This is a genomic window from Verrucomicrobiota bacterium, assembly GCA_039192515.1.
GTDB lineage: Bacteria > Verrucomicrobiota > Verrucomicrobiia > Methylacidiphilales > JBCCWR01 > JBCCWR01.
Map to the genome: position 1 here is coordinate 113,741 of JBCCXA010000001.1, position 23,908 is coordinate 137,648.

22 protein-coding genes are annotated in these 23,908 nt (G+C 41.5%); 15 read left to right on the forward strand and 7 right to left on the reverse strand.

What is annotated here, in order from left to right:
* The first annotated feature begins 26 nt into the window (after window positions 1-26).
* From AAGA18_00490 to AAGA18_00545, 12 genes are all read left to right on the forward strand, one after another.
* Window positions 27-1,850 carry a tetratricopeptide repeat protein gene (locus AAGA18_00490; protein MEM9443803.1) on the forward strand — a complete coding sequence of 608 codons (1,824 nt, stop codon included), beginning with the start codon at window positions 27-29 and terminating at the stop codon, window positions 1,848-1,850.
* A 72-nt stretch (window positions 1,851-1,922) separates the two neighbouring features.
* A complete protein-coding gene (locus AAGA18_00495) occupies window positions 1,923-2,522 on the forward strand; it encodes an SIS domain-containing protein (GenBank protein MEM9443804.1) in 600 nt (199 codons plus the stop codon).
* Between the two features lie 42 nt (window positions 2,523-2,564).
* Window positions 2,565-3,134 carry a hypothetical protein gene (locus AAGA18_00500; GenBank protein ID MEM9443805.1) on the forward strand — a complete coding sequence of 190 codons (570 nt, stop codon included), beginning with the start codon at window positions 2,565-2,567 and terminating at the stop codon, window positions 3,132-3,134.
* A 421-nt stretch (window positions 3,135-3,555) separates the two neighbouring features.
* Window positions 3,556-3,753, forward strand: coding sequence for a Flp family type IVb pilin (locus AAGA18_00505; protein ID MEM9443806.1), 198 nt, complete (start codon window positions 3,556-3,558; stop codon window positions 3,751-3,753).
* Between the two features lie 1,161 nt (window positions 3,754-4,914).
* Entirely contained in the window at window positions 4,915-6,036 is a 1,122-nt protein-coding gene (locus AAGA18_00510) for a hypothetical protein (protein ID MEM9443807.1), read from the forward strand.
* A gap of 3 nt (window positions 6,037-6,039) precedes the next feature.
* The gene (locus AAGA18_00515) at window positions 6,040-7,062 is read left to right on the forward strand and encodes an AAA family ATPase (protein ID MEM9443808.1); all 1,023 of its coding nucleotides are present in this window, start codon (window positions 6,040-6,042) and stop codon (window positions 7,060-7,062) included.
* Window positions 7,062-8,867: a hypothetical protein gene (locus tag AAGA18_00520; protein ID MEM9443809.1), complete on the forward strand. Its 1,806-nt coding sequence runs from the start codon at window positions 7,062-7,064 to the stop codon at window positions 8,865-8,867. The genes AAGA18_00515 and AAGA18_00520 overlap by 1 nt, the downstream gene beginning before the upstream one ends.
* Window positions 8,857-9,834: an ABC transporter ATP-binding protein gene (locus AAGA18_00525; protein MEM9443810.1), complete on the forward strand. Its 978-nt coding sequence runs from the start codon at window positions 8,857-8,859 to the stop codon at window positions 9,832-9,834. The genes AAGA18_00520 and AAGA18_00525 overlap by 11 nt, the downstream gene beginning before the upstream one ends.
* Window positions 9,831-11,270 (forward strand): hypothetical protein, encoded by a 1,440-nt coding sequence (locus AAGA18_00530; protein MEM9443811.1) that lies wholly within the window; start codon window positions 9,831-9,833, stop codon window positions 11,268-11,270. Before AAGA18_00525 ends, AAGA18_00530 begins: the two co-directional genes overlap by 4 nt.
* 15 nt (window positions 11,271-11,285) lie before the next feature.
* Window positions 11,286-12,170, forward strand: coding sequence for a DUF58 domain-containing protein (locus AAGA18_00535; protein MEM9443812.1), 885 nt, complete (start codon window positions 11,286-11,288; stop codon window positions 12,168-12,170).
* 19 nt (window positions 12,171-12,189) lie between these two features.
* Complete coding sequence (locus AAGA18_00540) at window positions 12,190-13,986, forward strand: VWA domain-containing protein (GenBank protein ID MEM9443813.1); 1,797 nt, start codon at window positions 12,190-12,192, stop codon at window positions 13,984-13,986.
* Window positions 13,983-16,538: a VWA domain-containing protein gene (locus tag AAGA18_00545; GenBank protein ID MEM9443814.1), complete on the forward strand. Its 2,556-nt coding sequence runs from the start codon at window positions 13,983-13,985 to the stop codon at window positions 16,536-16,538. Before AAGA18_00540 ends, AAGA18_00545 begins: the two co-directional genes overlap by 4 nt.
* A 16-nt stretch (window positions 16,539-16,554) precedes the next feature.
* Here AAGA18_00545 and AAGA18_00550 read toward each other — a convergent pair whose 3' ends face one another.
* Together AAGA18_00550 and AAGA18_00555 are read right to left on the reverse strand one after the other, a co-directional pair.
* Window positions 16,555-17,400 (reverse strand): HDOD domain-containing protein, encoded by an 846-nt coding sequence (locus tag AAGA18_00550; protein ID MEM9443815.1) that lies wholly within the window; start codon window positions 17,398-17,400, stop codon window positions 16,555-16,557.
* Between the two features lie 15 nt (window positions 17,401-17,415).
* Window positions 17,416-17,742: a hypothetical protein gene (locus AAGA18_00555; protein MEM9443816.1), complete on the reverse strand. Its 327-nt coding sequence runs from the start codon at window positions 17,740-17,742 to the stop codon at window positions 17,416-17,418.
* A gap of 317 nt (window positions 17,743-18,059) precedes the next feature.
* On the opposite strand from AAGA18_00555, the gene AAGA18_00560 reads away from it, so the two are divergent.
* Together AAGA18_00560 and AAGA18_00565 are read left to right on the forward strand one after the other, a co-directional pair.
* Window positions 18,060-18,443: a response regulator gene (locus AAGA18_00560; GenBank protein MEM9443817.1), complete on the forward strand. Its 384-nt coding sequence runs from the start codon at window positions 18,060-18,062 to the stop codon at window positions 18,441-18,443.
* Window positions 18,444-18,518: 75 nt separating this feature from the next.
* The gene (locus AAGA18_00565; GenBank protein MEM9443818.1) at window positions 18,519-18,866 is read left to right on the forward strand and encodes a ribonuclease III domain-containing protein; all 348 of its coding nucleotides are present in this window, start codon (window positions 18,519-18,521) and stop codon (window positions 18,864-18,866) included.
* A 24-nt stretch (window positions 18,867-18,890) separates the two neighbouring features.
* Here the strand turns inward: AAGA18_00565 and AAGA18_00570 are convergent, their stop codons facing one another.
* From AAGA18_00570 to AAGA18_00580, 3 genes are all read right to left on the reverse strand, one after another.
* Window positions 18,891-19,289: a response regulator gene (locus tag AAGA18_00570; GenBank protein MEM9443819.1), complete on the reverse strand. Its 399-nt coding sequence runs from the start codon at window positions 19,287-19,289 to the stop codon at window positions 18,891-18,893.
* 197 nt (window positions 19,290-19,486) lie between these two features.
* Window positions 19,487-20,464 (reverse strand): WYL domain-containing protein, encoded by a 978-nt coding sequence (locus AAGA18_00575; protein ID MEM9443820.1) that lies wholly within the window; start codon window positions 20,462-20,464, stop codon window positions 19,487-19,489.
* Window positions 20,465-20,469: 5 nt separating this feature from the next.
* Window positions 20,470-21,051, reverse strand: a complete 582-nt coding sequence (locus AAGA18_00580; GenBank protein ID MEM9443821.1) for an alpha/beta fold hydrolase — start codon at window positions 21,049-21,051, stop codon at window positions 20,470-20,472.
* A 379-nt stretch (window positions 21,052-21,430) separates the two neighbouring features.
* Between AAGA18_00580 and AAGA18_00585 the strand changes: the two genes are divergently transcribed.
* A complete protein-coding gene (locus tag AAGA18_00585) occupies window positions 21,431-22,840 on the forward strand; it encodes an ATP-binding protein (protein ID MEM9443822.1) in 1,410 nt (469 codons plus the stop codon).
* On the opposite strand, the gene AAGA18_00590 is transcribed toward AAGA18_00585, so the two are convergent.
* Both AAGA18_00590 and AAGA18_00595 read right to left on the reverse strand, forming a co-directional pair.
* Window positions 22,837-23,349, reverse strand: coding sequence for a DUF5069 domain-containing protein (locus AAGA18_00590; protein ID MEM9443823.1), 513 nt, complete (start codon window positions 23,347-23,349; stop codon window positions 22,837-22,839). The two genes, AAGA18_00585 and AAGA18_00590, sit on opposite strands and share 4 nt — an antisense overlap.
* Window positions 23,350-23,371: 22 nt before the next feature.
* Window positions 23,372-23,818: a hypothetical protein gene (locus AAGA18_00595; GenBank protein ID MEM9443824.1), complete on the reverse strand. Its 447-nt coding sequence runs from the start codon at window positions 23,816-23,818 to the stop codon at window positions 23,372-23,374.
* Window positions 23,819-23,908: the final 90 nt, after the last annotated feature.

Below are 23,908 nucleotides of genomic sequence, written 5' to 3' on the forward strand. Positions count from 1 at the left end.
CATGAAAATGTGTTAAATGCCTACGTATGACTCGTATTTTAGGGGCGTTGTGTTTCCTCCTCACTTTAACTGTTAGTGTTGCACTGGCTGCAACTCCACAAGACAAATATTTGCAAATCTATCTGCTTATTCAAGAGGCTGATAAACTAGAAACGGCAGGGCAAAAAGCTTCCGCGAGAGAGCGGTATTCTGTTGCCTTACAAAGGCTGCGAGGACTCCACGAAGAAAATCCTGACTGGGAGCCGACAATTGTAAAATACCGCATCAAGTATACGGAGGAAAAGGTTGCAGCGCTAGAAGGTGGTGAAGATGCTAACCCGGACCAGATAGTTCCACCTATACCCGCAGACCTGATTACAGAAAGCCAAAATGTTAATTATATGTCATCTGAGCCTTCCTCAGCAGCCAGTGGGGGGCCAGTAGGCACGGGTTCAGGAGCAACAAGCCAGTTGACGGACATGGAATCTTCTGAGCAGGGCATTTCTCCTTCCATGAGCATTGCAAATCCAGAGACCTTAGACACAGCTACTTCTGCTGCGCCGAGTGACCCGTATGCATCCATTACGGATCCTCAATTACTACGCAATAAGATTTATGAGCTAGAGGGTGAGCTGAAACAAACCCGAGAAAGGTTAAATGGGGCCATTGCCGATGCAGCTCAGCTGAGGACAAGAGTGGCACAACTAGAACAAGACTTGCAAGTGGCCCGTCAGGGCACAAACAATGACCAAGTTCAAGCGTTGATGGCGGAAAATGAAGCGCTCAAGCAGCAGCTAGAACAAGCTCAATCTAGTGTATCTATGATGCAAGGCGGGGGCCTCAATACGGTAAATAACCTTCAAGAACAAATAAATAAATTACAAGGTCAATTGGAACTGGCACGTAAGGAGAATGAAGCACTACAGCAAACGACTTCGGAATACAAAAAGCAGCTGGAAGATTCTAAAATGGAGTTGGAGAAGGCTGGTAACACAATAGCAGAACTGAATAAGCCCAATCCACTCATGCAGGAAAACCGCATCCTTAGAGAGGTAATAGAGCGAACCCTTAAAGATCAGGCGCGTAGGGAATTAGCCGGACGTATGGCCATGGAAGAATTGAATGCGTTGGGCATTGATGCGACTAAGCTTAAAACACAGGTCGATATTCTAGCTTCTCCAACATTGGTTCTCACTGATGAGGAAAAAGCTCTTCTGAAAAAGCCTAAAGCTGCTGTTCTTATGGGGGATACTAGTGACATGGATGAAGCTAGGACTGTTGCGGATAAGATGGATTATTCTTCTCGTCCAAGAGTCCCCGAAGAGTTTAGGGATGACGTAGAAAAAGCTAGCAGATTGTTTGCAGAGCAGAGGTTCGATGAAGCCGCTGCTATTTATCAGATGATGTTAAATGAGTATCCTGATTCATTATATGCGTTATCGAATCTGGGTGTTACGCGTTTTCAACAACAAAAATACGCAGAGGCGGAAATAGCCTTAAAGAGAGCAGTAGAATTAGCACCTCAGGATGCATTTTCCCACTCAATACTCGGCATAGTCCTTTATCAGCAAGCTAAATATGATGAAGCGGTGCAGGTCTTAACTCGGGCTGTAGCTCTAGAGCCTAACGATCCTAAGTCTCATAATTATCTTGGTATTGCAGCATCTCAAAAAGGATGGCAAGAAGCTGCAGAACAGGAATGTCGCAAGGCTATTGAACTGGATGATAAATATGGCGATGCGCACTTTAATTTAGCCGTTATATATGCAACGCAGAGGCCACCTTCAAGAGAATTATCTAGAAGGCACTATCAGCGAGCACTTGAACTAGGTGTTCCGCGTGATGATGAGTTGGAAAAGCTCCTACAATAATTTTATTCCCATGGGTTAATATATAAAGCCTGCCGTAAGCCTAATTCGCCAATATGCTCCCTATGTTATGGAATGGATATCCAATCGAGAATAAAGCAAATCCTTCAAGCAGAAGCAAAAGCTATAGAGGCTATTAATGTCACTGCTGCATTTGAGGATTCGGTGAGACTCTTAATGGACTGCAAGAGCAAGGTCTTAACCACAGGAATCGGTAAGGCAGGACTTGCCGCTCAAAAGCTTGCGGCTACTTTATGCTCAACAGGGACACCAGCAACTTTTTTGCATCCAAGTGAAGCGGTTCATGGGGATCTGGGATTAGTAGAAGATAAAGATGTGATGATTGCCTTCTCTACTAGTGGGAAATCTCAAGAGGTAATCGAGATGTTAGAGTTGTCCAAGCACTTAGGGCTGAACGGCATAATAGGAATAACATCTCACCCCGACTCTAAACTAAGAGAACTCAGTGATATTGTTCTAGATATGGGTATCATCCAGGAGCCTTGCCCTTTGGGCTTAGCACCGAGCGCTAGTATTGCCGTTATGTTAGCAATAAGTGATGCTATAGCTCTAACTTTAATGGAATTAAAGGGTATCACAAAGGAAGACTATGGGCTAAGGCATCATGGTGGTTATTTGGGTCGGCGTGCTCGCGTGGATAATCTTCCAAATTAGAGGACTTAATGAACTAAAACTTCAGCAGTTTTGGGTTGTTATTTGCCTAGAAACTTGGATGCTCTAAAGATGGAATGGAAAATTAAACCTCGATCATCGTGTTGCCAAGCGACTCAAGAACCATTTGATGATGGAGAGGTCTTTTATACTTTGCTAATTAAAACCGAAGACGATGGCATCGAGAGGAGAGATCTCTCAGGCAGGGCTTGGGGGCAATTAGATTCGAAGTTGGAAGTTATATCTTTTTGGAAGTCCTGCTTTAAGAATAATAAGGATGAAAGTAAAGATGAGCCTGTGCAAAGCAGAAATGCGGAGGATCAGTTGAGGAAATTAATCAAGAGTGAATTGCCGGCCGATCTTAGAGCCGCATACATTCTTGCAGCATTTCTGGAGCGTAAAAGAATCCTCAAGAACATAAAAAAACAAGAGATCGAGACAGATTCATTTACCGTATATGAACATACCGAGACGCAAGAGATTTTTATGGTCAAGGCTATGAAGCTCCATTTAAATCATTTGGAAGAATTAAAGCATGAAGCATTGCTCTCATTTCAAGTATCTAGAGTAAAAAAAGACGGCGAGCCTGAACTAGAGGAAGCACAAACTACCTAGCGAAAGGCAAAAATTACCCACTAGTGGCAAGCTAAAGAATCAACTTACCTGATATTCCTAATACTTTACTCCTTAAGACGGCTTGCAAGCGCTATTTGGCATGCATTGAGCTAAATTATCAATGTGATCTGCTATGAGAAGCGAAATAAGCTAGAAAAAAAGTATGTCCTAAATAAGCAAAGATGGATCGACAAGAGCAAAGTAAGAAAGTTGAGAGCTGGACAGACTCTAGTAGAGTATACTTTGGTTATCGCATTCATATCAATAGCAGTTATTGGTGCACTGACTCTACTTAGCGACTCGATCGCAAACGTATTAAACACAATTATAAACACTCTATCTAATGCTTCCCAAAATACTTAAAAATTTCCTAAATGAAGGAATCTAAACCCCAAATAACAAAGCGAAAGGAATGATAACGATGCTAACAAAAATCTATTCTAAAATTGTGGCTGATTTAACCACTCTAAGGTCTAAGAAAGGCCAAACCCTGGTAGAGTATGCCTTGATTTTGGCACTTGTGTCTATTGTAGTAATTGCCGTGCTAACACTCTTAGGTGGTCAAATAGAAAGCATATTCAATGAAATTACGAATAGTCTAAGTGCAGCTACAAGCTAATAACCAGCACGTTAATTAGCTCACCTGCTGGAGTCTAAAAATTCTCTATAATTGAATTTATCTCAAGTCGCAAAGTGGGCGTTCCTTGATGGGGCGCCCATTTTTATTCGCGGATAATACCCCGTGCGTAAGCACAGGGATGTAGTGCAAGCTCGCGGGAAGTTTATTTATTGTGATGTAGTAACCAGAATTTGGCATTAGAAAATAAAGCGCATTATTGCCTAATCGCCCAAAGATTTGATGTCATATCCACTACATAAAAATCTTAATAAACCGATCCACAATAGCATTTTGAGCCGACCCGTCTTCCATCAGTACTTACGCCCAGAGAAAAAAATGTATTTTTGTAATTGGAAACTAAAAGTAGGACGATTGGGTGCATGCTCGTTTTACAGAATCTTGCGCAGGCCCATAATTGACGGATGACATACGGAAACCATGGCAATTAAAGCAAACCAGCACATGAAAGCCAGCTAAGATTTCATTCCTATGAGGTAAATTCCTGTTAGTAGTAGATGACGAACCTCTCGTCAGAGGAGGTCTTAAGCAAGCGTTGATCCGATTTGGTGCAAAAGTGGATACGGCAAAAAATGGCGTGCTGAGCCTTCGTATGGCCAGAGAACACAATTTTGATCTAATTACCTGATGTCATGATGCTGGATATAGACGGATGGGATGTATTGAATCATTTACGTCCAGAGAGAGAGATACAGAAGACATCCCAGTGCTTTTTGTAACGGGCCTAGTAACGCAAGCCCAGGCAAACTACCTTAATAAGGGCCCTGATGAAAGATCTAAGATATTATCCAAATCTACAGGTCCGGACCAAATGCTTCAGTCTTTAAAGAAACTGCTCTCCTCATAAAACAAATAATCAGGTACTTAGCATACCTGGCCAATAGCAAATTTAAATAAGTATTCTATAAAGTGATCTAGGGCCACTGCCTGAGAATAATGAATCGCATTATTGCACAATCTATGTAAATATGGTTTTGAATGAGTGAGTTTTATTGGGCACGCCTTGTAAGGCAAATGATGTGGAAAGTTAACTTTGGTTTTTTTCTACAAGAATCGCTTTGGATTCTCTTTATAAGCTCTATAGTCTTTTGCCCTATAATCTTATTATTAAGAAACCACGGAATTGATGGGCAAATAGTCTATGTGAGTGTCTGCAGTCTTCTGTTATTAGGGCTACTGGGTAGCTTTGCAGTAGCATATAAAAAATTCTATAATAAAGATCAGACAACTATTTTTTTAGAAGATAGATTAGGTCTTAATAATCAAATGACATGTGCTAGTAGAGGGGTGGGTAATTGGCCTGAGCCTCTAGGTGATGAAAGCTTTAGCCAGCTCTACAGATGGAAGTGGATAAACATAATTCCTTACGCACTTGGAGCAGGTCTTATACTGGTGCTGAGTTGCTGGGTTCCTATACACAGTGCGGAAGCTAAAGGGGGAAAAATTGTCGGTAAGCCTCCGGAACTAGAGCATATAGAAAAGTGGTCAGAGATATTAGAAAAGGCCGAGGTAGTTGAAGAAACAGCCATGGAGCGTCTAAAGAAGCAAATCGGAACACTGTCTAATAAGGATTCCGAGGAATGGTATCGGCACGGGTCTTTGGAGGCTGTGGATAAGCTAGAAGGGGAATTGGCCAGTTCGATTTCCGAGATACAAAAAAATTTTTCGAAACTTCAGAATATTCTCAAAGGTCAGAGAGCCGGGTACGGCAGTAGAGAAGGCGAATCAAGTTTAAATAACCAGCTACAAAGTGCTATCGATGGGCTCGACCAAGGGGACTTACCTCTAAATCGAAGCCTAATGGAAAAACTTAAAAACATGAGTCAGGAAGGATTAGATTCATTAACACAGCAGGAAATGGACGACTTGCAGAAGCAATTGCATCATATGAGCCAAGCCTGTCAAAAGTGTCAATCCTCTCAAAATGGTGTTAATCATTTCCAAACGGCTAAGAATCAAAGTATGGGTTTAGAGGAAACACAGGGAGGTATAAATCGTGGACCGGGAAGTGTTCCTTTAACTTTAAATCCGCGTCAAAGTGACTTGGGTAGTCAAGGTATTGAATCTATATCGAATAAGGATGCCAAAAGGGCTGCCATGGGCAGAATGCTAGGAACTTCTAAAGACGCTCATGACGTAAAGGAGCAAGGAAAAACTGCAGCATTGGGTGGTGAAGTCAATAATGTAGGTGGAGGGGGAGAGTCTGTTTGGATCGACAGGCTAAAGCCGAAGGAGCAGGCCTTGGTTAAGGGTTACTTTCAATAAAAAATGGCAAGTAATAATCTAACAGAAGAAGATCTGCAGGGGGCCACGGAAAAGCTGAACAGGCTAAAGAAAGAGTTAAATGAAGTGCTCTATGGCCAACAAACACTCATTGAAATGGTGATCATAGGCATCCTAGCAAGAGGACATCTTCTATTGGAAGGACTTCCTGGTTTAGGAAAAACAGCACTAGTTAAGGCGCTAGCAAAATGTGTAGACTTAGATTCTAGGAGAATTCAATTTACACCGGATTTGTTGCCAGGGGATATCACAGGTAATCCAATTTTAAAAGAGTCTAAAGGAGAGAGGCATTTTGTTTTTCAGCCTGGTCCCCTATTTACCAACTTGGTGCTTGCAGATGAGATAAACCGAGCTTCGCCTAAAACACAGGCTGCCTTGCTCGAGGCGATGCAAGAAAGTTTTGTCACAGTCTTGGGGGAAACGCATGCGTTGCCTAAACCTTTTTTTGTTTTGGCAACGCAAAATCCGATTGAACTTGAGGGTACCTACCCTCTGCCTGAAGCACAACTAGATAGGTTTTTGATAAAGATTGAGGTGCAAAGAAATTCAGTTGATGTTTTACAGAAAATAATTTTGAACCGAGAAATAGGGACGGATCCGAAAATTAATTCTGTCCTGACAAAGCAAGAACTAGAAGGACTCATAAATCTTTGTCATGAGATCTACTTACCCGATGTTGTAGCAAATTATATGGCCAAAATAGTTAATGCGACTCATTCAGGAGAGTGTGAAGCCTCTACTAAAATTCAGTACGGAGCTAGTCCGCGAGCTGCTATAGCTCTAGCTGCTACATCTAAAGCTAGGGCTTTGATAAAAGGTCGTATGAACGCTAGTTTTGAAGATGTCAGAGCGATGGCTCTGCCTGTGCTTGGGCACAGGGTGCTGCTAGACTATACAGCCAAATTAGAAGGCTATACATCCCATGCGATAATTAATCAAATCATAAAAGATATTGATGTGCTTGACGCAGAGTTACCCAATACACTTGAATCCGCAAAGGTAAAATAGTGATTAGGATCTTGTCCAGAATGTCTCTGGCAGGCGCGCTCTTGGCACTGTTTTATGAGGTAGCTAATGTTTATGGCTTTGATTATGCCTTCACGTCACCTGATATAAGAAAGGGGAGTGGTATTAGCATTCGTGTTGAGAGTGCCTATGATCAGGTGCCTCGTGTAGGTTTTTTGCCTATACGAATAATCTTAGAAAACAAAAGTGATAGGGCACGAGATTGGTTATTTCATTTTACGAGCTCTAGTTCGCAAGGTCGTAGTGACTATTTGATTAATGTCAATGTTGAGGCATCTAAGATAAGACAGCGCTACGCATATGTGCCTTTAGCGACACTCAATAGAGACAATAATGCTAGGCTAGAATACAGGGTCAGTGGTTATGGAGTAATCAACAGGGCTTATATACCTGATGGAGAGTTAAATATTACCTACCATTCAGATGAGAGAACACAATTTTTACTCATGTCCAGAAAGTTTGGTAGCCTGTATCATAGCCAAGTAGAGGAAGCGATTAAGAGTAACTCTGAGACATATTCTTATCACGAAGACTACGAACCTATACCCCCTAGAAAAACTTTATTTAAAGGCAAGAAAAGATGGCTTGATGCACAAGTGGTGGACCTCGAACAATTACCTGCTGATCCTAGAATATGGATGGGAGTCCAGAGTTTATGGCTTTACCAAAGCGATTGGATGAAGTTATCTAATGCACAAAGAAGCACCATTTTAGACTGGGTTTGGACAGGTGGGATAGCCTATGTAGAAATAAATACGAAAGAATTATACTTAGATGGGGTTGGACCGGTAGAGGACCGTAAAGGTGTAGGTTTCGGCGAGATTAGGTTAGTTGAAGTTGAATTAGTAAATAAAGCAAACTGGATAAAGGATGCCATACTCGACATGGACTCAGAAGTTTATGTGCCAGTCGCAGACGATTATCATGAAGGTTGGAATTTGCTAGATTTGGTTCGAGCTCCTGGCATATCGATTTGGTTTGTCGTTGCATTTGTTGTTTTATTTGGTTTGCTGATAGGACCATTTAATATATGGGTGATTGCACCAAATAGGAGACGTGTAAGGCTCTTTCTAACCATTCCTTTGATCTCCTTAGCTGGAGGGTTAATTATAACACTAGTTATACTTATTTCTGAAGGCACAGGGGGATTTGGTAGGCGTTTTACGCTGGTTGCTTTGTTGCCCGATAGGCCTTTACACTGGATTGTCCAAGAGCAAGTTAGTCGAACTTCATTGCTACTGAGTAGATCATTTGAGGTGGATCCAGAAACGCAGATGATGGCACTAAAGAAAAAATATTGGAAATCGGATCAGGACTTTTACCAAAGATCTGCTCAATTCTTAGAGGGTGATTGGTTTTCCAGCAGGAAGACTCAAAGACATATTATCCAACAATTTCAACCAACAAGAGCTAGATTATCTACACGTTCCAAAAAGTACGCTGAGTTAGAGATTAGAGAGGTAATTTCCAGGTTAGATCTAGAACTAGAGGATGTATGGATTATTGATGAGGATGACGAATATTGGCACTGTAAGAAATTATCAAGAGGACAGTGGGTAGAGTTAGAGAAGCAGGATGCGGTAGCTTATCAAAATTGGTGGGCAGATGCTATTGATGATGCCAGCCTGAGAATGCGTGCTTACTTGAATGGTGTACGACATAAAAAGGGCTACTTTTACGCACTTGCTAAAGCTAATGAAGAGATCCCATTGTCAACGCTTGATTCTATAGACTGGCAAGATGACAGGATAATTTATCTGGGAGAATGGGTAGAAGATGAATTGTGACAGTGGGACAAAGGGTTCTATCATTGAAGTAGCAAGCCTTGTGCGGTCCTTCGAAGAAGTGTTAGCAGTAAACGAAATTTCATTCTCTATAAAAGCAGGACAAGTGGTAGGATTTATAGGTGCTAACGGGGCTGGTAAGACTACAACCATGCGTGTAATGGCCACCTTAGATATGCCAGATAGCGGGGTTGTAAAAATAGCAGGCTATAATGTTACAGATGACCCGCAAGAAATAAGAAGATTGCTAGGATGGATGCCTGATGCATTTGGTGTATATGAGCATACAACTGTGCTCGATTATCTAGATTTTCATGCTAGAGCGCATGGATATAACGGATGTGAGAGAAGAAAGAGAATAGATGAGGTCATGCAATTTGCTGATTTAACTGGTCTTGCGGAAAGGCCCATGAATGGCCTCTCTAAAGGCATGGGCCAACGTTTATGCCTAGGCCGAACACTTATTCATGATCCACAAGTTTTAATTTTAGATGAGCCTGCAGCAGGCTTAGACCCTAAAGCTAGGATTGAATTTAAAAATCTAGTCCGCTTATTGGCAGATCAAAACAAAACGATATTTATCAGTTCTCATATACTATCCGAGCTAGGAGAAATGTGTGATGAGATGCTCTTTATTGAAAAGGGTGAAATTGTGCACCATGGATCAGCGGAGTCGTTAAAACGTAATAATGAAACAAATATTGAGGTAGAAATAGCGACTACCAATGAAGCCAAAAAATTGTCAGAATGGCTACAAGTAAACAAGGGCTGGAAGAAATTAGGGGAAAGCAAAAACCGAGTAAGAGCATCTTATGAATCGCAAGACGACCATGACTTAGCAGGCGAGCTGAGAAGAATGGTGAATGAAGGCATACGGGTATATGAATTAAAAATTGTAGAGAGAAGACTGGAAGATGCTTTCGTTGATATTTTAAAAAGATCTACCATGGCTGAGGATAAGGAGTCGTGATAAAAGCCTGGCTAGATGTAGATCATGACTTTCCTGACATATTAAGCCCTATTGTCGTCAAAGAATTAAGGCAGGCCTTGAGGGCTAGATGGTTCATTGTTGGTTTCTTGTTACTACAGCTGTTCATGGCGGGATCTATTATTTTGGCATCTCTAGAATATGCTAGTGATCCTGAAGAGTTTCAAATTAAGGATACGGATGGCTTCTTTTGGTTTCTTTTGGGTATGCATTTGATGTTGGTCATGCCTCTTAAGGCAATCAACTCTCTTAGCTCGGAAAGAAAAGCTAACACACTTGAATTGATGCAACTTAGCAACTTGGGAACATGGAGAATTGTTTTGGGTAAGTGGTCCTCAATTGTAGGGCAAATTCTTTTAGTGATTATCTCCGTTATCCCTTATGGGGTGATAAGGTATTTTCTGGGTGATGTTAATCTTTTAGAGGATCTATGGAGCGTTTTTATGCTATTTCTGGGCTCTTTGTTACTAAGTGCTGCAGGTATTGCCTTATCTAATTTCCCTACATGGGTTAAAGGCTTAGGAGTTTTTTCTATATTGATATTTTCGACTAGCTCTAGCTCTCTATTTACTCTTCTGAGAGGCAGTATTGTGATGACTACAGGAGAGTGGATATCTATTCTATCTTTATGTCTATGGGACTGGTCTTTACTCGTTATATTCGGTTTATTGGTCGGATGTGAGACAATATCCGCTTCAGCGGAAAACTATACAAAATGGAAACGTATAGTCGTCCTAGGGGCTTTGTTGCCAACAATAATGATAGTATCGACAGGCATGGCAAAGGAGGCGCTCGTAACTCAGATGACACTATGTTTAGCGTTATGGGGATATGTGGTAATTGAGGGAATGACTAAAAGTGAAAAAATTGTACATGCCCAAGTGAGAGATTTTAAGAAGATGGGTCTGTTTGGTAAGTTGCTAGGTAAGGTTTTGTACCCGGTATGGCCGAGTTGTGTGCTATATGTCGTGATCTCGCTGATACCATTTATTGGAATTATTTTTTTATATGATGATAGCTCCAAGGGCCTTCGTGATAATATGCTAGCAACAAGTGCACTCCTTTTTTTTGCTGTAGCATTATTGTTACCCAAGGCGCTAACAACCATAGCTCGTTGGAAACCTCAGCGCCCGCTACTTTGGCATATAGGTTTCCATATTAGCGGGATTTTGCTCTTTTCGTTTGTTGCGGCAATTACTGCTATCACAAAAGACAATCAGGCACTGTACCCTTTGGTCTTTATGCCCTCTTCGGCCGCGTTAGCTTTGTTACAGAACAATAGCAGCGACCTAGTGGATATTTTCTTTCCCGCATCTATTGCCTATGGATTCGTTGTCATATGGGTGCTTGTATGGGGTGCGAGGCGATATCTCCGTAGACTCGATAAAGAGGAAAATATTGTTTTTAGAAAATCATAATAACGACGTAACCGAATGGCCACTTTATCCAAGGACTTACTTATAGCTTGCCATCAATCGGCTAGACAGGCGGTGAGTGCTATGGAGCTTCCCTTTGGCCAATTTATATGGAGGGGATTAGGTGGCATGTGGAAAGGAAATGAAGCTGGCAGCTCCATAGACTTTAGAGATCACCATGTATATTCACCAGGAGATGACCCCAGGCATATAAATTGGCAGATATATGGTCGGACGGGTGACTATGTCATGAAAGTCTATGAGCAGGAAATCAGACCACAGGTAGATATTGTTTTCGATGGATCTGCATCAATGGCCATTGATAAAGAGAAGGAGAGGAGGAGCATAGAACTTCTTTATTTCTGTCTAGAAAACGCTTGGAAGGCGGGTGCAAGTGTACGTTTGCGCATACTGAGGTCTGCCAAGTTAGAGGAGGTAGACTTGAAATCACTTTCAACACACCAATGGTCATTTAATTGGTTCAGAGAAAACGAGAGTAAAATAGAAGTAAAGGCTATTACTTGGAACAAAAGTGGATTTAGAGTGCTGGTCTCAGATTTACTTTATCAGATGCAAGGCACTGGGCATTTAGGCCGCCTTCCTGTTTTTAGCTCTAATAGTCTTGGCCTAGTGTTGGTTCCATTTTCCGTGGATGAAGTATTTCCTAAATGGACTGGGAATATAGAATTTGAGAATTGTGAAACAGGGGTGCTAAAGAAACAAAGAATTCAGAAACAAACGATAGAAGGTTATAAGCAAAGGTATTATAAGCATTTTGGTCTCTGGAGAGAGGCATGTAGTAAACGTAATATAAGGATGGCGCGTGTGTCTGCAAAAGGGACTTTGCAGAGTGCCTTGAGGGATGAAGCTCTCACGGAAGGCTGTCTAGACTTAGCTTTATAAATAGTAGCATACATCATTGATGACTTCTCTACTCTTTTCTAATCCATGGGGGTGGCTGGGCCTATTAGGGTTGCCGTTGGTCGTCTTGATTCATTTTTTACAGCAACCTACAAAAAGAGTGATCACGAGCACTTTGTTTCTATTTGAACACACACCCCCTCAAAGTTTTAGAGGAAGTGTCATTGAGCAATTGAGAAATTCTTGGCCACTCTGGCTGCAGCTTTTAGCAGTATTACTACTTACATGGTTATTACTAGAACCTAGATGGGTGCAAAAGCGAAGCGAGTCAGATGTTATTATTGTCTTGGATAGTAGTGCATCTATGTGGCCATATAAGCAAAAACTCCTGAAACAAGTTAGTGGGATAGCAGATTTTTTTCAATCGGTAAGTGCTTCCACAAATTGGTTACTGATGGAAAGTGCCAGTCAACGGGGTCTTTTGTATAGAGGGCAAAATCAATCAGAACTCTTGAATTTACTGCAAGAGTGGGAACCAATATGGGGGATGCATGATTCTTCAAAAGCTCTCGAAATTGCTCTACAGAGAAAAGGAGATAATGGAGTAGTCATATTTTTTACAGACCATAGAGCGACCTTGCCTGCGGGTGTTGTTGGGGTGGGTGTCGGCAGCCCAATCAATCAAGTTGGTTTTGTGGGCTCAAACATAAGAAAAAATATAAATTCTACAGAGTGGACAGCGCTTGTTAAGAATTGGGGCACTATGCCCGCAGAAAGAATATGGTGGATAGAAAGTGACTTAGAGACCAAAGATGAAAATTTATTACAGCTAGAGCCTAATCAAGCGGTTGTTTTGAAAGGTCTAGTGCCCAAAGACATTACGGAATGGACGATTCACTTGGCTGAGGATGACTTTCCACTAGATAATACCATGCCAATATTGAGACCTTTGGATAAAACTTTGAATCTATATATTGATGTAAAAGGAAAAATGAAGAGAGTTCTCGATAAGCTTATCACTAGTAATAGTTACCTTCAGCTTGTTGCTAATGAGAATGAGGCGGATGTTATTCTAGCCACTAGCTTGACTGGCTTTGTCTTGGGCATGGATGGTAAAGAACCCCGGGCTAATATTATCTTTAGAACACCGCGCAATAAAGCCGGCTCGAGGGAGCCGGCCCCTATTATCCAGGAGACACATCCATTTACAAGGGGAGTGAGTTGGCAAGGACTACTGAGCTCTGGGCCTATGAGCTTTCAAATGGGGGAAGAAGATCAAGTGCTTCTATGGCAAAAAGATAAGCCCTTGATTTTTCTTGGAAGCAAAAAAGGAAAACCTCAACTGATGTTTAATTTCGATTTTGAACACTCTAATGCGGATAGATTACCTGCCTTCTTAATACTATTACATAGATACTTTCTAGAGGTTGCGGAAGGGAAAGTAGCGTATCATCGCCGTATTCTTAAAACCAATGAAATCCTCTCGCTAGAAGAGATACCGGACGGAAGTTCGATAGTGGCGAAAACCGAGTTTGCAGAAAACGTTAGCCATAAAGTTCTAACTACGAGGCAGGCACGGCAAATGGCGGCTTCCGGCAAGCCCTCAAGGCTGAGTATTGAACTAGAAGGGCAAGAAATATTGCGTGCAGCCGTGCAATTTGAGGAACCATTGGAAGCCGACTTAAGAAAAGCAGAGTCATATTCGGATCTAGAAAATGAAATGAGAGCTTTGCAAAAAAGTAGCTCCAAACCGGATCCCTGGGAAGCCTGGTGGATCGTTATCATACTGGCAGGATTAGTTTTAAGTTGGTATTTCCAATCTAGCTATAGCTTAAGTAAGGCAAATAAGAATTTATGAAGCCTTATTTAGGTGAACCACAGTGGTTAATTTTAATATTGATTTGCATGCTTGCGGCATGGCGTTGGCCTTTTCTTAAGCTGCATAGTCCACTGCGTGCTGCTATCCTTCTATTAGGTATCCTGTCATTGGGAGAGCTCCGTTTTGGTTCTAAATCGGATGATATGGATTTATGGGTTTTGATAGACCGTTCTGATTCGGTAAAAGCTACGGTTCAAGAAAGTTTTAAAGAGTGGAAAGCTATTCTTAGTGATCAACAAAAAGTGGGAGACCGCTTACATTTTGTAGATTATGCTGCTGATGTCCGGTTTTTAGAACAAGAAACAGAACCCTTCAATAATAATAGCACGGAAACGAGAACGGGCCTGGCAATTCAAACGGTGTTATCTCGGGTAGATGAAAGGCGTTTCAACCGATTGTTGTTGCTCACAGACGGTTATACAACTGAGCAGATGGTCGGGGTGCTACAGAATCTAAAGCAACAGCGAATTGCTTTAGATTACCGTCTCATAGAGACGGATACTTGGATGGATTATCAGGTGGGTGCGTTTCGTTTGCCCGCAAGAGTTCAGCCTGGGCAAGCTTTCATGTTAGAAGCCAAGGTGATGGGAATGCCTAATGGAGAGCGTAAATTTCAAGTAAGATTAGGTGAACAGATAGTATACGAAGGGCAAACCACTGTAGAGGAGGGTGTCGGTAGGATACGATTAACAGATAGGTTAGCCAACACAGGAGCGTACAAGTATACAATAGAGCTAGATAGTGAAGGAGATGCGCTTAGCGAAAACAATCGTGCGGAACAGTGGGTGGAGGTTGGAGGCGAGTACTCGGTATTACTTTTGACAAGTTATGAGAATGACCCTTTGGCTAAGATACTAAAGGCGAAAGGTTTCAATGTTAGGGTGGTCACTAGACCAGAAATTTTGGATGTTAGTGCATTATCTGGAGTTAAGGTTGTTGTTATAAATAATGTAGCAGTCAACAGGGTATCAAGTGAATTTATGGAAGGACTAAACTTCTTTGTAAAATCTCAAGGTGGGGGACTAATGATGGGTGGCGGCAAGTATAGTTTCGGTTCAGGGGGATACTTTTCATCAAAAATTGATGGACTGATACCTGTTTCAATGGAGTTGCGTAAAGAACATCGCCAACTGGCTGTGGCCATGTCTCTAGTTTTGGACCGTTCTGGAAGTATGTCTGCTTCTGTCGCATCTGGTTCTGAACAGACTACAAAGATGGGCTTGGCCAATGAGGGTGCAGCAAGGACCATTGGGTTACTAGGAGATTTAGATAGTATTTCCGTTTTGGCGGTTGATCAAAAGCCTCATGAAATCATTAGGCAAATGCCTTTACTAGGTCAAAAAGAGAAGCTTATCCAGACTGTGCGTAAAATTAACCCGGGCGGCGGTGGGATCTACGTCTATAATGGTATCAAGGCAGGCTGGGAACAGCTTAAGAAAGCGGAAGTAGGCCAAAGACATATGATTCTTTTTGCAGATGCCCAAGATGCTGAACAACGAGCTGAATACAAATCCCTGTTAACAGAAATGAAAATGGAAGGGGCAAAGATAAGCGTGATCGGACTAGGTAAGGAAACAGATAGAGATGCTGAATTTTTAAAAGACATCGCGAAACGAAGTGGTGGTAGAATTTTCTTTAACGAAAATCCGGTAGACTTACCTGCCTTATTCGCACAAGAGACCGTAACAGTGGCTAGGTCAGCATTCATAGATCAAGAAGTGCCTTGGCTAGCAACTCCAGGCTGGTCTCAAATAGCAAGCAGTAACCTTGATGGGCCAGAGCAAGTGAATGGTTATAACTTAAGTTATCTTAAATCGGATGCTACTGCCGCAGTGGTGAGTGGCGATTCATATCGAGCACCCCTGATAGCATTTTGGCAACGTGGTGCAGGAAAAGTGGCAGCTGTTACTTTCCCTTTGGGTGGGGAGTATTCCGAGGAAGTCAGGCAGTGGAGTGGCTATGCCGATTTTATTCGCACCACAATAAGGTGGTTAAAAGGGGCAGATATTCCATCTGGTCTTTTTGTTGATACTCAACTGTTTGGCAACGAACTAGAGATTAATTTTTACCATTCAAATAATTGGACTGAAACCCTAGCAGAAAATACACCTCAAATTCTTATTTCCTTAGGCTCTACGAAGACTGTGGAGAAATTGCTATGGGAGAAAATGAAGCCCGGTCATTATCAAGCTAGGAAAAAAATTTCTGCGGGAGAGCGACTTAGAGGAGTGGTGCAAATGAATGAGATTCAAATTCCCTTTGGTCCTATCACAAATGGAGAAAATGCAGAATGGGCACGAAACAAAAGTCGCTTGCAGGAATTGGAAGAGATTTCAAGATTAAGCGGAGGGCAGATGAGGCTGGATCTTTCGGATGCTTGGAAAAGAGAGGGCAGAATGGTTGATAAAGACCTGACTATTTTTCTTTTGTCTGTGGTATTAATACTCCTCTTATTAGAAGCTTGGATTACGAGAATGGACCTGGACCTAGTAGCACTGGCTAAAACTCAGATAAAGAGATTTAAAGCTTAGTCTAAAACCGAATAAACTAAATGAGAAAATTGTCGCAAGCTTCGCGGCTTAGGTGCTCCACTTCTTCTATCAACTGCGTTAGCTCAAAGTCCAAGTCTTTAAAAATCACTGCATCTTTAGGTATGGCAGCATTGATAATAACCTCACCGCTGTCACCAATCTTCATTAAATTGGTAATGAGATCAGCTACGTGGAGAATGATAGTTTCAGTGTAGAACCCAGAAGTTTGCGTAGGTTTATGGTGGTTTTCTACGACGTCATAAATTCTTGGCGGCAGTTTCCAGTTTTTCATGATCCGACAAGCAAGATCTGCATGATTGAAGCGAAAAATTTCATTTTCAGCTTCTATTACAGATATCCTCTTTGTCTCAGCTAGCTTGATAGCTTGGTCTGACTTTGCAGGTAGGTTTTTAAAGACTACAAGTCTACCTATATCATGTAGGAGGCCAGTAACAAAATAAGGTTCAAGATTCGTTTCACCTCGCTGAGTAGCAATCTGACGTGCACATATACCGGTGGCAACACTGTGCCTCCAGTATGACTCCATGCTAAATCCCTTTATATTGATACCTTGAAAAATACGCATGACGGAAGCACTTACTACTAAATCACGAAGTTGTGCTAAGCCAATCATAGTTAGAGCCTGCGAGATAGTTTCAATGCGTGAGGCAAATCCATAGAAGGAACTGTTGGCAATTTTTAATAAACGCGCGGAGAGTGCACCATCTGTGTTAATAACACATTCCACTGATGATGGAGAGCAGTCTGGTTTCTTGAGCTCACGATCTAGCACTGTAACCACGTCTGGCAGCGAGGGGACGGTTTCCGCTAATTTTTCTAGCGGGCTTACTTGTTCACTCATGGTGATAGGAAGGTTCTAATTATCTTGGATTCGTTTTTTGAGTGTTTGATCCACGCATTTATCAACGATTGTTTTAAGCGTGGTATCGTCTTCTAAGTTTCCTATTAAATTCGTTATCAACTCCTGCTCAACTTTTGTTATGAGCTCCGGTTCACACTGATCCCTGATATTCGCAAGACCTCCTTCAATCTCAACAGCAGAAATGTCGCGATTAATTAATACTTCTATGTGTTTTTCCGTTAGCTCAGCGCCATCAGGTATCAATAATGCGTCAGAAGCATCGCGAACTTCTTTGGCTAATTTCATCCCAGGTTTAAGATCTTTAACGCTTGCCTTAGACATAATTTCTAACCTCAGATTGACCAAAGTCATAGTTAAAATCGACGTATCTTCCTATGATCTTAATACTTTCTCAGATTTTTCTTCAAAAAATCTGTAAATACTTAGATAATGCTTATCCCTTGTTAGATGTTAACCCCTTGATTTACAAAAGGTTATGAAGGTTCTTATGGGATCTTTAACTCAACTTACCCAGCATGGGTTCATATCGCCAAGTTGCATCCTAGCCATTCAGTCGACTTTTCAATAAAATATGGAGCCAGATATAAAGTTTTTTTGATCAAGGCCGATTTCAAAACTGAAGCACTCCGTAGCTAAATATGAAAGTTCTTAGTATAGATGACTCAAAAATTGTGCACAGGGTAGTCACCAAAGCGCTAAAGAATTTTGATGTCGAAGTGTTGACTGCGCCGAACGGAATGGAGGGCTTTATTAAAGCTAGACAAGAGATCCCCGATCTCATTGTTCTAGATGTTAATATGCCCATAATGAATGGCTATGAAACGCTAGAAAAACTAAAGCAAACCTCTGAGACGGCAGCTATTCCGGTGATCATGATGACTTCAGAAGAAGGTGCTAAAAGTCAAGAAAGGGCCTTTGAAGCCGGTACATGGATGTATCTAGTAAAACCTTTTGAAGATGATGTATTTATTAATTCAGTCATGTCTCTTATTCCGCTAGCACCGAGAGCTGAGCAAGCCTAAGCATTTATCAAAATATCCAACTCCTTTAGATCTTTTTCACTCTGCATAGAGGCACTAGTTTGCTAAAGATTTGGTGTGTCAAAATCAGATTTAGGTGCTTTGGATGAAGCCAGAATGCGCGAAAAGGCTTGGATTGGAGATGCCGTTTTAGCTCTCTTTTCTAGAATCTGGTTGTTGGAGCATAAAGATTTCAAGCACCAGGAGCTTAGAAATAAAATTTTTATTCGCATGACCTCAAATCGGTTCCTGTCATCCCTAGGGGAACCTACAAAAGTTGAGGCGGAGATTGGCTTGGTATATGAACGAGAAGGGCTAGAGTCAGCTTTTAGTTATCTAGAAGGATCGGTAGTCCCCCTTGTTAATAGTCAGTTGGCTAATCTTAGAAAGAGTAATCCAGGTAAAAAACTAGCAGACCTTGTTTAGTTATAAGCGAACTACTTCAAACGCTTACAGTTCGACCGAGCAATTTGGCCCCGATGTGCTACAACGCTCTGGTGGTTTTGTTGAATTATCCAGTATGATTAGGGCACCAGATTTTTGGGAGACGATCATGCTATTCTCCTCAGGCCCATCATCGAGAAAGCTAGCTTGTAGTTCATCTACTAGTGCCGAATAGAATAAAATAGGTGCTTCGATAATGCCTAAATCCTGACGTAAAATCGCATATAGCTCCCAGCCATTCATGTCCTCCATCACAATGTCTGAGATAATCAAATTGTAGGAATTACCTTTAAGGAGCTCTAGAGCGGAAGTTCCTGAACTAGATGCTGTGACATAGGCACCATACTGCCCCCTCAACTTAGTTATGGCTCTTTGGCAAGACATCGCATCATCTGTATAGAGAATTTTTCTAGTCTAATATGTTCTAATAGAGAGATGGATTGTTACGGATTGACACATTGTAATAATTCATAAAAGGGACTCAATTCACTTTTAGCTTCGCAAAAAAGGAAAGACAAAAAATCAATACAGGATCAATCACAATCTGTATATTATACAAGATACGAACTGCTTGGCAGATGGTGATTTCTAAAGTAAGCGACTCAAGGGTAAAGATTCTGCATGTTAGATAGGCTCTTTAGGATAGAGTCTTTTAGCTCCTTTGGCTCTAGGACTTTGGCATGAGGACCCCAACTTAGAATCCAGCGCTCTATCTCGGGCAAGCTATTGATAGTAAGAGTTAATTCAAGGCTGTTGTCAGCTAGAGAAATTATATTTTGGGAGGGATGCCAAAGCCTTTCTTGAATCAATCTGGAAGCCCATGAATCGAAAGCTATGCGAACTTCGTAAGTTTGCTGGCCAGAAAAAACACCAAAGCTATTCTTGAGCATCTCAGATATCGAGAAATCCTCTGCTATAGTAAATGTTTGAGAGCCTAATTCAACAGACTCGATTCTCGGTAATGCGAAAGTTCGGATTTCGGATCGATCTAAATCGAAAGCAAAGAGATACCACTGATTATCAATAGAAGCCAGGTGGTATGGCTGTACATGGCGCAACTCGTTCTCCTGAGCGGATAGTTTTTTGTATAAAAATGAGATCTCTCTTGACTGAGTAACTGCTGTACTGAGACGCTCAAATAACTCCAAGTCTGCTACAGTTGTTCCAAGTGAATGAAATGAGAAAAAAGAATCCCAGTGGCCTAGTTCAAAAGATACCTGATCTCTTAAACCATCTGTTAGCTTATGAAATGCAGCCTGCAGTGGTTTTTCAAATACGGTGCCTCTATATTGTGCCATAGCTTTTTGAGCTACATAGAGGGCTACAAGTTCACCTTCGGAGACTTGAACGGTCGGAAAGCTTGTTACAGCCTCCGTGTAATAATAGCCAAATTTCTTTTGATTATATTCTATGGGAAGACACAGCTGGTCCCTCATAAAGTCGATGTCTCTCTGGATTGTCTTAGCAGCCACTTCGAGAAGAGCTCCTAATTTACGGCAGTTCGGGTGAATGTTTTTTTGCAGTTGTTCATGGATTCTTAGCATGCGAGCTAAGGGTGGTCTAGATGCTTTCCTAGGCATGGTAACTAAGAGCTTAAAATTTTATGGATAGCTTTCCAGCAATTGGGGGAGATAAGCATCCATGGATGCATTAACACAGGCACTTGCAAATTATTTGCGCTAGCAACATGACTACTATTCGCTGGGATAATCATAAGATCGAAGGGTGTCCAAATGGAACTAAAGGAGATTTCTTGTAATTGAGTGATATCCCTGTTTAAGTCTTGTAAGAATGGACTATTTGGACGCATTTGGCGCGCTGCTTCATTAAAACGGGCATAAGCTGTAATTGTTCCGTAATGAGGCGTTGCTAGGGTAATAAATTTATCTACACGCTTAAGGCCTCCTAGCCTCTGTAAATAATATCTACTTACAAGGCCACCCATGCTGAACGAAATTAATTGATATTTTGACGGTAGATTCGTATTGGCATATCGGTCTACTTGTAAGGCTAATTCCTCAAGGCCTAAGGAGCCATCTGGTGGCGCTAAATCAAAGGCATGGGTTTTCCAGCCATGTTCCTCGAGATGTAGCCTCATCCTCCGAAATACGCGAGAGGTATCATCTATTCCATGAATAAGCAGTATATCTTTATTTATAGAGAAAATCCTAAGTGCTCACTAGAAAGATTCAATCCAGTTTATTCTAATCAGTTGAAGTGTGGATAAGGATTAGTATATTAGAGTGTTTAGTTAGATAAGCATGATTAATAAAAATCTAACGGGATAAAGAACAAGGACCTAAGGATGCAAAGACAGTAAAGCCTGTATGTATAGGTAAAGACGCTCAGTTTCTTGCCAAATTGTCGACCGTTTATTCTTTTTACTAAAAATATTGAGCGTTAGATATACCTAAGATAATAATGACTAAAGTTATTAGATTTTAACGATTAGCATAGTATGCTCGGAGATGTAATTTTACTATCATTATGGTGGAAGATAGCTTAAATTGTACATAGGAGAATTGGCTTACTCTACTTCATATAATATGAGCGCTAAAGACTACGAAGCGTGCGCCAACAACAGGCATCTAGGACTGGATGAGGATGCATCCTCTACAGTAAACTACGAGATGCTAATGGCGAGTGTTGCCCATGATTATAACAATACACTAGCCGTTATTCAGGCAAATTTACAGCTCTTAAACTCATCAGAGAGATTGCAAGATTTCCTTGATGACGAAGAAAAGGAAATGCTCTCGACTGCTTTACTAGCATGTCAAAGTGGCGCAGAATTAACTAGAAGACTTATAGCCTATACGGGTGTTGGCAAAGAGGAGAAGGTAGAATTAAACGTGCGCGACGTGGTAGTTGAATGCGTTCGGATGTGCCGTAAAGGTTTTGAAGGCGGAGGCGTAGCCCCTGAAATTTTAGTCGGGCCCTCTGTTCTCTCAAGTAAGATTCTCATTGAGATGGGTTATTCAGCGATGACTCACACTGTCATGAACCTCATAAAAAACGCGGTAGAGGCCACTCTAGAGACAAACCGCCTTGACCCCGTCCGCATTCATTTAGACCATGTAGAAGTAGAGGGTAGAAAATGGGTCCATCTCTACGTTGCGGATCGTGGTGCAGGTATCCGAGATGAGGATATGGAACAAATCTTTGTTCCGCGCTTTACAACAAAGAATAAGAAGCAACTCGGCTCGGGACTAGGATTGGCAGGTGCTAGGAACCTAGTTCGTGATGCAGGTGGTGAGATAAGAGCTATTTCTAAATGGGGTCAAGGGACTACCATGACCATTACACTTCCAATTCAACAGATTGGTGAAGTGACAGCCCCGATCGGTCAAATCAAAAGACCGGGCAAAGCAATACCTGCTAATCAGAACGAGAGAGCAATGCGTGCTGTTACGCAACATGATATAGTTGAAGAAGCCAATCGTCTACAAAGGCATGCGGGCATTCGTAACTCTCGTAATATTTATGTGGTGGATGATGAGCGAATCGTTGGGGTAGCGATTTCCAGAATGATCCAAAGGCTTAAGAGGGCTCAGAATGAAGTGATTTATTTGCCTAGTGGAGAAGAACTTATTATGCGTATCTCAGAGGATAAAACGCTACCCGAATGGATTTTTATCGATTATTCGATGCCAGGAATGAACGGCGTTGAGACTTTAAGAAGAATTTTCTCCATGGCAGGGCATGATGAGCAAGAGATCAAAAAGATGGGAGTTGTAATCCTAAGCGGAATGCAAGTAGAGGAAAAAGCGGAACTCATTGAAGAATATCCACACATCAATTTCTTTAGCAAGCCATTTAGTATGGAGTCCATGCAGAGATTGTTTGAAAAAGCGGACGGCGGTTCTATAAAAGCGTCTCTGAAGAGCACTAGCAATCTTAAGCTACCACCGATTGCCAAGCCTACTCTTAAAGCACTGAGTGCATTGAAGAACTAATGCTTGATGGACTTGAGGATTAGGTCTTTGTCTCCATTGGTGTCCCAGACCAACTGAAGGAAATCGGCTGGATCTATATGGTTATCTTTGAAAAATTTTCGATCACCGCCGCATCCATACATGAGATCCGGATGCATTTCACCCTCTAGTTTGATCCTAGCTTTTTCAATAACTCTTGGTAACCATACTACACCACCATAAGCCTCGGTTTTAGAGGGAAGTTTAGAAATATCTGCTACTTTAGAGGACAATTTGCCACATAAGATCTTACGAAAGTAGGATCTGCGTATAGATGTTATCAAGAGAGTGGTGCCATAATCCGGTTCGCTGTAACAACACCAATCCTCTACAAAATCATATAATTCTTGGGCGTTACAACCAATATCATTTAAAAAAGAAATTTCTTTCTCATTGAAGTATGTGGTGCAATCCCTATTCCCATTTGTATAAAGACCTAAGGCTTTATCATACAATTGTTTGAAGTCTTGCGCCCATGTATAAGCTACCATAGCCTTAGATTAGAATATAATATTATCTGGCGTCAAACGGGTCGATACGGAAGGCAACGGAATGGAAAAATCCTCCCGGCAGTTCCTTACGCATATTCTCTGGGAAAGTAAGGGGTGTTTTATCTAATAAAACAATAGAGCGGTAAGAAAGAAGTGTCAGAAGAGAGTCCTTATCACCCCTATCTTGCTCGATAAGTGAAATCCTACCATAAGGATTAATAAAATAGCGAAAGGCCACAACGCCGGGCTTTAAGCTTCCACGATGCTTTGTAACCTCCTCTCGCCAAGTTTTAGCCACCGCATTGTTAATATCGTTTTTATAGCGCACAAATGTCTCCATATACAGTTCATTCTCATGAGCAGGCGGAGTCACTATAGATTTCTTAAGGCTTATTTCGTATGCATTTAAGCATACAGGCGTAGCGAATGCTAAAAGTATCAGAGGTAAATACAACTTAGAGATATACATAATCCTGTAATTTATTCTATTTATAATATGAACGTTTTATATGTGAAAAGCAAGTGTGTAAATCGGAAGATCTCATCAAAAAGGTGCCAT